At 64.9% G+C, this 13,078-nt stretch carries 8 protein-coding genes; 4 read left to right on the forward strand and 4 right to left on the reverse strand.

Annotation, left to right across the window (positions count from 1 at the left end; genetic code table 11):
- Positions 1-11: 11 nt before the first annotated feature.
- The 4 genes from ACTJLC_RS08825 (at position 12) to ACTJLC_RS08840 (ending at position 8,511) form a co-directional block, all read left to right on the forward strand.
- Positions 12-386, forward strand: a complete 375-nt coding sequence (locus tag ACTJLC_RS08825) for a response regulator transcription factor (protein WP_073432282.1) — start codon at positions 12-14, stop codon at positions 384-386.
- Entirely contained in the window at positions 383-5,986 is a 5,604-nt protein-coding gene (locus ACTJLC_RS08830; protein WP_310313753.1) for an ATP-binding sensor histidine kinase, read from the forward strand. Before ACTJLC_RS08825 ends, ACTJLC_RS08830 begins: the two co-directional genes overlap by 4 nt.
- Before the next feature lie 401 nt (positions 5,987-6,387).
- Positions 6,388-7,704, forward strand: a complete 1,317-nt coding sequence (locus tag ACTJLC_RS08835) for an MFS transporter (protein WP_310128465.1) — start codon at positions 6,388-6,390, stop codon at positions 7,702-7,704.
- Positions 7,705-7,785: 81 nt separating this feature from the next.
- On the forward strand, positions 7,786-8,511 hold the full coding sequence (locus tag ACTJLC_RS08840) for a haloacid dehalogenase type II (protein ID WP_310128464.1): 726 nt from the start codon (positions 7,786-7,788) through the stop codon (positions 8,509-8,511).
- A gap of 92 nt (positions 8,512-8,603) precedes the next feature.
- On the opposite strand, the gene ACTJLC_RS08845 is transcribed toward ACTJLC_RS08840, so the two are convergent.
- The 4 genes from ACTJLC_RS08845 to ACTJLC_RS08860 all read right to left on the reverse strand — a co-directional run bounded on the left by ACTJLC_RS08845 (position 8,604) and on the right by ACTJLC_RS08860 (position 13,000).
- A complete protein-coding gene (locus ACTJLC_RS08845) occupies positions 8,604-10,076 on the reverse strand; it encodes an NAD-dependent succinate-semialdehyde dehydrogenase (protein WP_114164210.1) in 1,473 nt (490 codons plus the stop codon).
- 181 nt (positions 10,077-10,257) lie between these two features.
- Positions 10,258-10,563 (reverse strand): helix-turn-helix domain-containing protein, encoded by a 306-nt coding sequence (locus ACTJLC_RS08850; protein WP_114164211.1) that lies wholly within the window; start codon positions 10,561-10,563, stop codon positions 10,258-10,260.
- Positions 10,535-11,842: a type II toxin-antitoxin system HipA family toxin gene (locus ACTJLC_RS08855; RefSeq protein ID WP_310128461.1), complete on the reverse strand. Its 1,308-nt coding sequence runs from the start codon at positions 11,840-11,842 to the stop codon at positions 10,535-10,537. Before ACTJLC_RS08855 ends, ACTJLC_RS08850 begins: the two co-directional genes overlap by 29 nt.
- Before the next feature lie 141 nt (positions 11,843-11,983).
- On the reverse strand, positions 11,984-13,000 hold the full coding sequence (locus ACTJLC_RS08860; protein WP_310313756.1) for a LacI family DNA-binding transcriptional regulator: 1,017 nt from the start codon (positions 12,998-13,000) through the stop codon (positions 11,984-11,986).
- Positions 13,001-13,078 lie beyond the last annotated feature (78 nt).

A 13,078-nucleotide genomic window follows, 5' to 3' on the forward strand; every position in this document is an offset into this window, starting at 1 on the left:
TCCAGGCAGCCATGAGTTTTGTTTGCATCGTCGACGATGACGCCTCGGTACGGAGCGGTCTCGGGAATCTCCTGAAGGCCGTGGGCTATACGACCGTATCCTTTTCATCGGGCGAGGACTTCCTTGCCTCGCCCGTCGTCGACGATGCGTTGTGCGTGTTGCTCGACGTGCGGATGCAGGGCATGCAGGGGCTCGACGTGCAGCGTCGACTGAACGCGGAGCATCGGCGGGTTCCCATCGTGTTCATGTCGGCGCACGGCGACGATGACACCGTGCAGCGCGCCATGCGGCAGGGCGCGGTCGGCTTTCTGCGCAAGCCCTTTGCGGAAGAAATGCTGCTCGATTCGATCGAGCTTGCGATCGGACGCAAAGGGGCGGCGAATTGAGCACGGACGCGACCATCGAGAGCGCCGGCTCCGGCTCCGGCCCCGGTCCCGGCGAATCCGCCGTCGTCATCCACTTCGATCAGGCGTGGTTCGACCAACTCCTGCTCGAACCGCTGCTGATCGACGGCAACATCGTGCGGTATCGCGCGAGGTCGTCTGACGGATTGCAGTCGTGGCTGATCGCGGCGGCCACCGACGTTCCGTCGGAAGCCGTTTTCCGCCGTTTGCAGCAGGAGTTCGCCGCCGCCTCCAGGCTCGAATCGACGTGGGCCGTGCGGCCCGTCGCGCTCTTGCGGCTAGCCGAGGGCCCGGTTCTCGTGTGCGAGGATGGCGGCGGCGCGCTGATTCACCTCGCGGCGGACGGAACCATCGCGCCGGGCCGTTTCCTGCGACTGTCGGTGGGCGCGGCCCGCGCGTTGCGGCATGCGCATTCGCGCGGCGTGCTGCATCGCGACCTCAAGCCGGCGAATCTGCTGGAAGGCGCGGACGGCACGGTGCGGCTGCTGGGCGTGCGCGACGCGTCCAGCGCCGCCGGTGAGCCGGCCACGGAAGCGCACGACACGCTATACGGCACGCTCGCCTACATGTCGCCGGAACAGGCGCGCCGCGCCGAGCGTCACGCGGACGAGCGCAGCGATCTCTATTCGCTCGGCGTGACGCTCTACGAACTGCTCACGGGGCGGCTGCCATTCGAAGCGAACGACGCGGTGGAGTGGGTCTATAACCACGTCGCGCGTCAGCCCGCGAACCCGCTGCAATTTCGCCACGCGATTCCCGAGGTGCTCGGCGCGATCATTCTGAAGCTGCTCGCCAAGAATCCCGACGAGCGGTATCAGAGCGCGTCGAGTCTCGAAGCGGATTTACGCCGCTGTCTCGCGGACTGGAACGAAATGCAGCACATCGTGCCGTTCGAACCTGCGGCCGAGGACAACGTGAGGCACCTTGCGGTCACGCATCGTCTGTTCGGAAGGGCGAACGAACACGACACGCTGCTGGAGGCGTTCCGGCGCAATGCGCGGCAAGGCAGCCCCGAACTGATCCTCGTGTCCGGCTATTCGGGCGCGGGCAAATCGGAACTGGTGCGAAGCGCGCACCGCGCCACGGCTCAGTCGCCCACGCTGTTCGCTTCGGGCAAGCTCGAACAATACGGACAGAACGCGCCCTACGCGCCGTTGATGCAGGCCGTGCGCTCGCTGTTCCAGCGCATTCTCGGCGAAGCCGAAGCCGATCTGCAACGCTGGCGCAACGTGCTGCGCGAGGCGCTGCAATGGCAGGGCAAACTGCTCGCCAGTTTCATTCCCGAACTCGAACTGGTGCTGGGCGCGCAGCCGGACGTGCCGGATCTGCCGCCGGTGGAGGCGCAGCTTCGTTTCCGGGCGCTGCTCACGCGGCTCATTTCCGTGTTCGCCACCGCGCAGCATCCGTTGATCCTGTTCTTCGACGACGTTCACTGGTTCGACGACGCCACGTTGAATTTCATCGCGGGCTTCGTCACGAATCCGGAGATCAGGCATGTGCTGCTGATCTGCGCGTATCGCGACAACGAGGTCGAGCGTTCGCCGAAGTTCAAGGCTTTCCTCGACGCGCTGCCGGGCGGCGCGGCACGCGTCACGCGGCTCGCGGTCGCGCCGCTCGACCCCGCCAACGTCGCCGCGTTGCTGGCCGACGCGCTGCATTGCGCGCCCGCGCAGGTCTCGGCGCTCGCGCAGGTGGTTCACGACAAGACAGGCGGCAATCCGTTCTTCGTCAAGCAACTGCTGCTGGCCTTGGCCGACAATCAGCTGATCCGCTACGACGGGATCGTGGGCCGCTGGACGTGGGAGCTCGAACGCATCCGCGAGCATCAGTATTCCGACAACGTGGTCGATCTGATGGTCACGCGCGTGGCCCGCTTGCCCGCCGACGCGCAGGCCGTTCTGCGGCTGCTGGCGTTCATGGGGCGGCGGGTGGACAAGACCACGCTGTTGCGGATCGACCGTGACGCCGATGCCGAACTGGAGCGGCGCCTGCGTCCCGCCGTCGAAGCGGGGCTCGTGCTGTCGGACAGAACCGGCTTCGCCTTCGCGCATGACCGCGTGCAGGAAGCGGCGTATGCGCTGACCGATGTGCGCGACCGCGCGGCCGAACACGCGCGCATCGCACGCGTGCTGTTCGAGGAGTTCAACGTGCGCGAGGTCCGCAAGTCGGCCTTTGAAATCGCGCATCACATTCAACTGGCGCAGGCGGCCGGCGCGTTTCATTCGCTCGATGCCGACGAAACGCGCGTGTTCAGCAAGATCTGTCTGCAAGCGGCCCGCCACGCGAAGGAAGCGATCGCGATTCAATCGGCGCTGAACTACCTGGACGTCGCGCAAAATCTGCTCGACGCGAGCGGCGACGACTATTCGCGCTCGCTCGGCTTCGAGGTCGGCCTGTTGCGCGTGCAGTGTCATATCTTGAATGCCGACTTCGAAGCGGCGGGCGCGCGGATCGAGACGCTGCTGCGCCAGGACTTGCCGGTGATCGCGCGCGCCTCGGTGTACAAGCTCAAGGTCGACATGCAGCAGCATCTGTCGGACTACGAGGCCGCGATCGAGACGGCGCTGGAAGGCATCAAGCTATTCGGCCGCGACATGCCGCGTTATCCCGAAGCGGCGGATGTCGACGCCGCGTATAACCGCCTGAACGAATCGCTGCGCACGCGCAGCATCGCCTCGCTGGCCGAATTGCCGGCCTTGCAAAACGAGGCGATCGAATCGGAACTGAATCTGCTGGCGAGCGTCTATGCGCCGGCCTCGTTCGTGAACGAACGGCTCGGTTTCCTGCACCTGTGCCACATGGCGCAGTTGACGATCGATCATGGCGTCACGGCGGCGTCGGCGCATTGTTTCGCCTGGTTCGGCGTCTATGTGGCCGAGTTCTTCGGCCGCTACGAGGAAGGCTTCGAATATTCGCGGCTCGGCCGCAGGCTGACCGAGCAACGCGGCTACCAGTCGGCGGTGACCAGCACGCTCGTTGCGCTCGACCAGGTGAGCGTATGGACGCAGCCGCTGCCCTACGTGCTGGAATGCGCGCGCGGCGCGTTCGAATCGGCGCGTCCGAGCGGCGATCTGACGATGAGCTGCTACGCGTGCAATCACATCGTGTCGGACCTGCTGACCCAGGGCGTGCCGTTGGATCAGGTCGACAAGGAAATCGACGTGGGTCTTTCGTTCGCGCGGCGCGTGCGCTTCAAGGACGTCGAGCACATTCTCGAACTGCAAAAACGCTTCGTGCATAGCCTGAGCGGCGGGCCTGGCCTGCCGGGCAATTTCGGCATGGTGGTCGATGGGCGAATGACCTTCGACCCCGCGCTGCTCGACACGCAGATGACCACCCTGCGTTTCTGGATCTGGCTGTTCAAGGGCGTCTCCTGCTATTTCCACGGCGACCATCACAACGCGGCGTATTGCCTGAGCGTGGCCGGCGAGTTGAAGTGGGCGACGCCCGCGCATATTCATCTGCTGGACTATCACTTTTATCAAGCCCTCAACCTTGCGAAAACCTGCGCCGATCACGACGAGGCCGTCGAGAAGATCGAGCCGCATCTGGCGAAGCTGAGGCACTGGGCGCGAATCAATCCGGCCACCTTCAAGGACAAGCTGCTGATCGTCGAGGCCGAGGTCGCGCGGCTCAAGGGCTCGCCGCTCGAGGCACTGGCCTTCTACGAGCAGGCGGCCGGCGCGGCGGCGGAGAACGGCTTCACGCACAGCCACGCGCTCGCTCATGAACTCGCGTCGCTGTGCTGCAAGTCGAACGGGCTTTTCACCGCGGCGCGCCATCATCACCGCTGCGCGATCGAGGGCTATACCCGCTGGGGCGCGCTTCTCAAGGTCGAGCAGCTCGAACGCGCCGAACGTCCGCTGCATCATGCGTTCGAGCGGCCTGGCGCGGCGCGCGCCGCGGTCGAAATCGCCGACGCGCAGGAGCAGTTCGATCTGGTGTCCGCGCTCAAATCGTCGCAGGCCTTGTCCGAGGAGATCGTGCTCGACAAGCTCGTCAGAACGCTCGTGACGTTGGCGATCGTCCACGCGGGCGCGCAGCGCGGCGCGCTGATGCTGCTGAAGGACGATGTGCCGGTTATCGAGGCGCATGGGCAGGAGGAGCCGGGCGGCGTTCAGGTCACGCTATCCGGCGAACGCGCCGAGGGCTCGTACATTCCGCTGTCGGTGTTCTATACGGCGCTGCGCACGCGCAAGCCCGTGGTGGTGGAAGACGCGCGGCGCGATGCGCGCTTTTCGTTCGATACGTCGCTTGCGGAACGGTCCGTGCGTTCGGTGCTGTGCCTGCCGCTCGTCAAGCAGGGCAACGCGATCGGCGCGTTGTATCTGGAGAACAACCTGACGGCCGGCGTTTTCACCGCGAGCCGCACGTCGGTGCTCGAATTGCTGGCGTCACAGGCGGCGATTTCGCTGGAGACGGCGCGCCTCTATGCGGAACTCGTCGAGGAAAACAAGCGGAGAAAGCAGACCGAGTCGGCGTTGCGAATGAGCGAGGAGGCGCTTGCGCTGGGGCAGAAGATCGGCCGGTCGGGCAGCTACATCTGGAACAGTCTGAGCGGCGAACGCTACTGGTCCGATGAGCTTTACAACGTGTTCGGCTGGCCGATGGAGAGGGGCAGCCCGAGCGACGAGGCGATCATCGAACGCATTCATCCCGAGGACGTGGACGCATACCGCGAAGCGGTGGAGCGCGCCACGCGCGAGCGCACGCCGTTCCGCATGAAATTCCGCGTGCGCGTGCCCGGCGGCGCGGTCCGGCACCTGGAAGCGCTCGGCGAGCCTTCGGGCGTGAGCAACTTCGTCGGCGTGGTGACGGATTACACCGAGCGTCACATGACCGAACTCGCGCTGCAAAACGCCAAGATCGAACTGGCGCGCGCCTCGCGCGCGACCACGATGGGCGAGCTAGCGGCTTCGATCGCGCATGAGATCAATCAGCCGCTCGCGTCCATCGTCTCGAACGCGAGCGCGGGCGTGCGCTGGCTGAACCGCCCGGAGCCCGACATGCACGAGGCGCTGGCCGGCTTGCGCGATATCGTCAAGGACGGCAAGCGCGCCGGCGACATCATCCGCTCGCTGCAATCGCTCGCCAAGGAAGCGAAGCCGAGCCCGGTGCCGACCTTCGTCGACAGCGTGGTGCGCGAGGTGTTCGCGCTGGCGGCCGCCGAAATCGAGCAGAAGGGCGTGAACGTCAGGCTCGATCTGGCGTCGCGCTGCGCGGTGCTGGCCGATCGCGTGCAATTGCAGCAGGTGCTGTTCAACCTCGTCATGAACGCCGCGGATGCGATGAGCCATCTCGACGCGCGGCAGCGCTTGCTGAGCGTCGCCACGGCGGTCAACGGCCAGGGTTCGGTGACGGTGTCGGTGCAGGACAACGGCTGCGGCATCAGCGCCGAGATCGCGCCGCGCATTTTCGACGCGTTCTTTACGACGAAGGAAACCGGCATGGGGATGGGGCTCGCGATCTGCAAGTCGATCATCGAGGCGCATGGCGGCACATTGACCGCCACGCCGGGCGAGCCGACGGGGACGGTGTTCGGATTTACGCTGCCGGTGGCCGAGCACCCGGTTTTGCCTTGACCGCCGAGCCGGTTCGCGCGCGGCGCAGGGCATTTTTAACCAGGACAGCCTCTTAAAAGACTGAGTATGCCAGGCGCAATCAGTCATTGACGGGAGGGCATCGAGGTGCCGCACAACGCATGAAAACGAGCCGGAAGTAACGTGCTGGCGGGACGGCGCGTGTCTTTCCACCGCCCGCTACGGCAAGCACAAGTTCGATCGGCACCTGCACGACGAACTCCTCATCGTCGCCACGAGGCGCGCGCGATAACCGCGGGTGATCGCGGTATCGAAACAATTCATTGGTCAACCATCCGGCGCTCACCTAATGTCCCACAAAACTGGGCGCATACCGGCTCGAACGCATCAAGCCTGCCGGCACGCGCCATACGCGGCGTCGTGAAAAAAAAACGGAGGAGACAATGTTTCATCGACCCAGAGTCAGTCGAGCGATTCTCGCGATCATGTGCGGGATGTCGTTCATCATGTATCTCGATCGCGTCAATCTCTCGGCGGCCGCGGGCCTGATCCGCGATGATCTGCATCTGAGCAATACCAACGTGGGCCTCGTCTTCGCGGCGTTTGCCTACACGTATGCAATCTGTCAGGTGATCGGCGGCTGGGTCAGCGACCGCTTCGGCGCGAAGCTGACGCTGGTCGTCTGCGCGAGCATCTGGATCGTCGCCACCGTCGCCACGGGGCTGGCGGGCGGCGTCGTGTCGCTGTTCTGCGCGCGCATGTTGCTCGGCGTCGGCGAAGGCGCGGCCTTGCCCGCGCAGGCGCGTGCCCTGACCAACTGGTTTCCGTCCAGCAAGCGCGGCTTCGTGCAAGGTCTCACCCATTCTTTTTCGCGGCTCGGCAACGCCATTACGCCGCCGTTTGTCGCCTTGCTCGTCGCGTTCTCGTCGTGGCGCGCGTCGTTCTTCGTGGTCGGCGCATTGACGCTGGCATGGGTGCTGGTCTACGCATGGTATTTCACCGACAATCCGCGCAAGCATCGGCATATGACGGCGCAGGAAGAAGCGGAATTGCCGCCCGCGGGCAAGGTCGCCATCGAAAAAACGAGTGAGCCGACGCCGTGGCGGCGTCTCATCAAACGCATCGGGCCGACCATGCTCGTGTACTTCTGCTATGGCTGGACCGGCTGGCTCTTCTTCACGTGGCTGCCGACCTTCTTCATGCACGGGCGCGGGCTCGATCTGAAAAGCTCCGCGATGTTTTCGGCCGGCGTGTTTCTGTCCGGCGTGGTCGGCAATACGGCGGGCGGCGTGCTCAGCGATCGCGTGCTGAAGCGCACGCGCAACGTGGTCGCCGCGCGGCGCAACGTGATTATCGGCGCGTTCCTCGGCGCGCTGGTGTTCCTTGCGCCGGTGATGGTCGTGAAATCCTTGCCGGTCATGGCGGCGTGCATGAGCCTTTCGTTCTTCTTCCTCGAAATGACGATCGGACCGGTCTGGGCCGTGCCGATGGATATCACGCCCAAACACGTCGGCGTGGCGAGCGGGCTGGTGAATGCCGGCTCGGCGGTGGCGGGCATTTTCACGCCGATCGTGTTCGGTCTCGTGGTCGATCGCACGGGCAGTTGGACGCTGCCGTTCGCCGGTTCGCTCGGGCTGCTCGCCGTGGGGATCGTCGCGACGTTCTTCATGCGGCCGGATATTCCGCTCGACACGGCGAGCGCGCCGGCCGATACGAGTGGTGGCAATGATCTGAGATTCGCCGAGCGTCCGGGCCAGTGAGACGAGACGTGATTGCCGTAACGGCCGCGGCTGGAAGCCTCTACACTGTGGCTTCAATCCGCGAACCACTGAGGCAATGGCATGCAACTGACCGACTTCGATACGCTGACGTTCGATTGCTACGGCACCTTGATCGATTGGGAGACCGGCATTTTCGAGGGCTTGCGGCCGCTGCTCGAACGCGTCGCGCAGCCGCTGACGCGTGACCAGGTGCTCGAAGCTCACGCGCGACATGAGTCGTCGCAACAGCGGTACACGCCCGCGCGGCGTTATCGGGAACTGCTGCCGATCGTCTACAAGCGTCTCGCGGAAGAATGGCGGGTGCCGTTCACGCTCGCGGACTGCGTGGCCTATGGCGAGTCCATTCGCAACTGGCCGGCGTTCGGCGACTCGGCACAAGCGCTGCGGTATTTGAAAAAGCACTACAAGCTCGTCATCCTGTCGAACGTGGACAACGAAAGCTTTGCGTATAGCAACGCGAAATTGCAGGTGGAGTTCGACGCGATCATCACGGCCGAAGACGTCGGTTCATACAAGCCGTCGCCGCGTAATTTCGAGTACATGCTGGAGAAACTGGGCGACCGCGGAATCTCGAAAGAGACGATTCTTCACACGGCCGAGAGCCTGTTTCACGACCATAAACCGGCGAACGCATTCGGTCTCGCGTCGTGCTGGATTTATCGACGTCATGCGAAGCAGGGCTTCGGCGCGACGATGGACCCCGGTTCACAGCCGAGGATCGACTTCCGCTTCAACAGCATGGCCGATCTCGTGAAAGCGCATCAGGAAGCTTTGCAGCGAGGGTAGTGCTCGAATCAGAGGCTGCCGCCTCGGCGCATTGTTGCAGACGGTGCGATGGCGTGTCGGCGGCAGCGGAATTCAGCAAGCACGGCGGCGTATCAATCGAGCCCGCCCTGGCACAGATACTTGATCGACAGGTAATCGTCCAGGCCGTACTTCGAGCCTTCGCGGCCATAGCCCGATTCCTTCACGCCGCCGAACGGCGCCGCTTCGCTCGACACCGCGCCCTCGTTGATGCCGATCACGCCCGCTTCGAGCTGGCCGGCCACGCGGTGGATGCGCCGCACGTCCTGCGTATAGAAGTAGGCGGCGAGTCCGAACGGCGTGTCGTTGGCGAGGCGGATCGCTTCGGCTTCGTCGTCGAAGCGGAACAGCGGCGCCACCGGGCCAAAGGTTTCCTCGCAGCACACCAGCATGCCGTCGCGCGTGTCCGTGAGCACCGTCGGCGCATAGTAGTTCGGGCCGAGTTCGGTCAGGCGCTTGCCGCCCGTGAGTACTTTTGCCCCTTGTTTGACGGCGTCTTCCACGTGGCTCGCGATCTTGTCGATCGCGCGGGCGTTGATCATCGGACCGATTTGCGCTTGCGGGTCGGTGGCCGGCGCGACCTTCAGGGCGGCGACGCGTGTCGCGAGCAGGTCGGCGAAACGCGCATAGACGCCGGCTTGCACATACACGCGGTTCGGGCACACGCAGGTTTGGCCGCCGTTGCGGAACTTGGCCGCCATCAGGCCCGTGACGGCCGCGTCGAGATCGGCGTCGTCGAATACGATGAAGGGCGCGTTGCCGCCCAATTCGAGCGACAGCTTTTTCAGCGTGGCCGCGGATTCGCGCGCGAGATGCTTGCCGACCGGCGTCGAGCCGGTGAAGGTGATCTTGCGCACGCGCGCGTCGGCGAGCCAATCGGCGACCGCCGCGATGCCGTTCTCACGCGAAGCCGACAGCATGTTCAGCACGCCGTTGGGCAAGCCGGCTTCCTGCGCGAGCGCGGCCAACGCGAGCGCGGTGAGCGGCGTATCCTCGGCGGGCTTGGCGATCACGGTGCAACCGGCCGCGAGCGCGGGCGCGATCTTGCGCGCGATCATCGCCAGCGGGAAATTCCACGGCGTGATCGCCGCGACCACGCCGACCGGTTCCTTCACCGCGCTCATGCGCTTGCCGCGCTGCTGCTGCGGAATCAGGTCGCCGTAGATGCGCGTCGCCTCGTCGGCGAACCACGCGACGTAGGACGCACCGTATGCCACTTCGCCGCGGCTCTCCGCGAGCGGCTTGCCTTGTTCCGTCGACATGAGTTTCGCGAGGTCCTCGGTATTGGCGACGATCAGCGCGTGCCAGCGGCGCAAGATCTCGGCGCGCTCGCGCGGCAGCTTGTCGCGCCATGCGGGGAACGCGCGGGCGGCGGCGTCGGTGGCGGCGCGGGCATCCGCCGCGCTGCTGTTCGCGACTTCGGCGATCGTCTCGCCGGTGGCCGGGTTGGTGACGGCGAAGCGGGCGCCGTCGGCGGCGCCGGTCCATGTGCCGTCGATCAGGTTGAGCGGGCGGATCAGTTCGTTGCGCGTCAAGGCGAGAGACATGCGAGTGCTCCTTCAATGCGGCGGCGCGGCCGCTTATTTTGGGTCGGGTGATGGATCGATGCTACGCGTGCGGCGCAGTCAATGAAACCGCCTGGCCGGGGCTTTCACGGTGTGCGCGAGGTTTTTTTGGGGCTGGCGCAGCATTTTATGCTGCGGGGTGTTCCCGCTGCTGAAATGGCTGTTAGCTCGAAGTCGGGGCAGCGGGTTCCTTTCGCCTGATCGGGACGAAGCCGACCCTCAGGCCGAAGAGCTTCGCCACGCTATTGAGCGAGTCGACGGTCGGATTGCCGGTCCCGCGCTCGATGTCCTGGATCACCCGGCGGCTCACGCCCCGGTGCGCGGCGAATTCCGCCTGGGTGAGACCGGTCATCGCGCGCATCGCTTTAAGGGCCTCGGGAATGGTCATGTCGCCCGCGTCGATCCTTTCGTAGAAAGCGCGGCGCAGCGCGTTCTGCTCTTCACGGGTAGGTCGGTTCCGGCGCGGCATGGTCAGCTTGTGGTGGTTGAAGGGCTTTGAGTTGTCGAACCTGCGTATCGATGTGCTGCGTCAGGAACTCGATGATGTCGTGATCGACGCCCTGCGCTTGCATGATGCCGGGCAGGCGTTCGACCCGCGCGGCAAAGCGGCTCAATGCCTCGGCGAGCATGCGGCGCTCGCGAGCGGGTACAGGTAGCGCCGCGAGCACGTCGCCCCAGTCCGTCAACTCAACCCCGGTGTCCGGCCGATACCACCTCAATACGCGCGGTATCAAATCGGGATCGAGGTACATTGGCGCGAAGTCGAACAGGGGTGTGAGCCGGACTTTGCCTTCGGCCGACTGCACGGCCGTATTGCGCGCGTGATTGTCCGTGTTGCGCAGCGCCAGATTGAGTACGTCCCGTTTGATGAATTCGAGCGTTTCTGCTGCCGGATCAGTCACGACCTTGCGGATGGCAGCCACCACGTCGAAGAGACTTGGACGCAGATCGAAGCCGGACAGCCCCAGAATGGATGCCACGCTTTCCTGATGGAGGCGCGCAACTTTCCCGTCGCTCGCGCTTCGATCGAAGCGCGGGACCAGCAGCACGTCGCCGTGAAGGGTCGGCAAATCCGAGTGCGTGCGGATACCGAGCGCGGCAGCCACCCGCATGTAGGCAGCTTCGTTGCGCAGGACTTTTTCATCGGCCGCACTATTGCCGCGCGGCAGTTTCGCGATCAGGTGCTGCGTGGCTTCGGCGTCAGGCAAGACGGCGTCGCCATGCAGCAGGCCCGCGCGGTCCCGGGTGAGCAGATATTTCGGCGCCGCGCCCTGGACTCCGGTGGTGCCGGTGCCCAGCATGCCGTGCAGGAACATCTTTTCCTTGAACTCGTCGCTGCGCACGACGACTTCGTCGATCGTCAGGCCGCGCAGGCCACGCGCAGCCGGGTGCCGCGCCACGTGCGCCTCGAAGTAGTTGGCGGCCTCGGCGACGCGGATTCGGCCGATCGGATTGAACGCGCCCGCGCCAAGCAGCGGAAAATCAGCGTCGGGGCCGTCCGCGAGTTTTAGCTCGCCCAACAGAAAGCGACGCCCCGCCCCCTGCGGGACGAGGTCGTAGAGGAAGGCGGGCATGGTCCGGGCTGCGCGGATTTCCATATCCACGGGCTCAGCCAGGGATAGCGGGGTGTCCGCGCGCTCGATGGCGTACTCAACCAGGTAATTCCACTGGCAAAGGCCACCGTTGAACTCGATCTGTGCGCAGTCGACCCAGCGATTGTCCAGGAATATCTGCAGGGTGCAATTCATGAGGTCACTCCTAATGCCTCATAAATGTAGCACAATACGACCGGGAAGGGTTTATACGCCTCTTATAAGAGCTTTTTAGCAGAATCGGTTGCCGACAACTTACCAAGGCCGCCTCCCTTCCCACCGGCAGTGAAAACCCGCTTATTCCCTCCTCCGCACCCCCGTCGACGCGCGCACGACCAGTTCCGGCGGCGCGGCCAGCACCATCGACGGCTGCCGTTCCGGCGTCTCGATCAACCGGATCAAACTTTCGATCGCCAACTCCGCGATCGCCGCGGTTTGAATCGCGACCGTGGTCAGCGCGGGGTGCACCTGGTGCGCGAGTTGAATGTCGGTAATGCCGATCACAGACACGTCGTCCGGCACCGCGCGGCCCAGCGTGATCAACGCTTGCGCCGCGCCGATCGCGAGCAGATCGTTGGTCGCGAAGATGGCGGTCAAATGCGGCCGGTTCGTCATCAACCGCATGCAGGCGGCGTAGCCGGCGTCGATCGAATCGCGAATCTGCAGCACGGCGGCGGCGTCGGTTTCGATGCCGGCTTCGCGCATCACCGCGCGAAAGCCGTTGGAGCGCGCATCCTGCAAGCCGCCGCAACCATCGCCGATCAAAAGCCCGATCTCGCGATGCCCCAGTTCCAGCAGATGCCGCGCGGCAAGCTCGCCCGCGCGCGCGAAATCCACGGCGATGCAGGGCAGCGCGGGCGGTGTCTCCGGATGCTCCCACATGGCGAGCAGAATCGGCGCGCTATGCCTCGCCGACGCGCACAGATCGTTGATCTCGATGTCCGTGTTCATGACGAGCACGCCGTCCGCCAGCGTGCCCGCGATCTGGTTCAGATAGGCGCGGCCGATCTCGGCGTCGTCGTCGGTGTTGCAAACCATCAGGAAGCGGCCGGCTTTGCGCGCCGCGCGCTCGGCGGCCAGCACGAACTCGGGGTAGAAGGGGTTCGAGATGTTCGAGAGCATCAACGCGAGCGTCGACGAACGGCCCTCGGCCAGCGCGCGCGCGTTCAGATTGGGCCGGTAGCCGAGATCGGCGATCGCCTTCAGCACGCGTTCGGCGGTTTCCGGGCGGACCTTCTCGCGGTTGCGCAGCACGTTGGAAACGGTGGCGGCGGTGACGTGCGCGCGCTTCGCCACTTCGGACAGGGTGACCATGGTTTGTTGATCCCAGATTCAGGGAATGTGATTCAAATGTTGCAAGCGGCGGGCGAGGTTGATACTTTCTCGAAAACG

The sequence above is a fragment of the Paraburkholderia sp. 22099 genome (assembly GCF_052045835.1).
In the GTDB taxonomy this organism is placed as follows: Bacteria; Pseudomonadota; Gammaproteobacteria; order Burkholderiales; family Burkholderiaceae; genus Paraburkholderia; species Paraburkholderia terricola.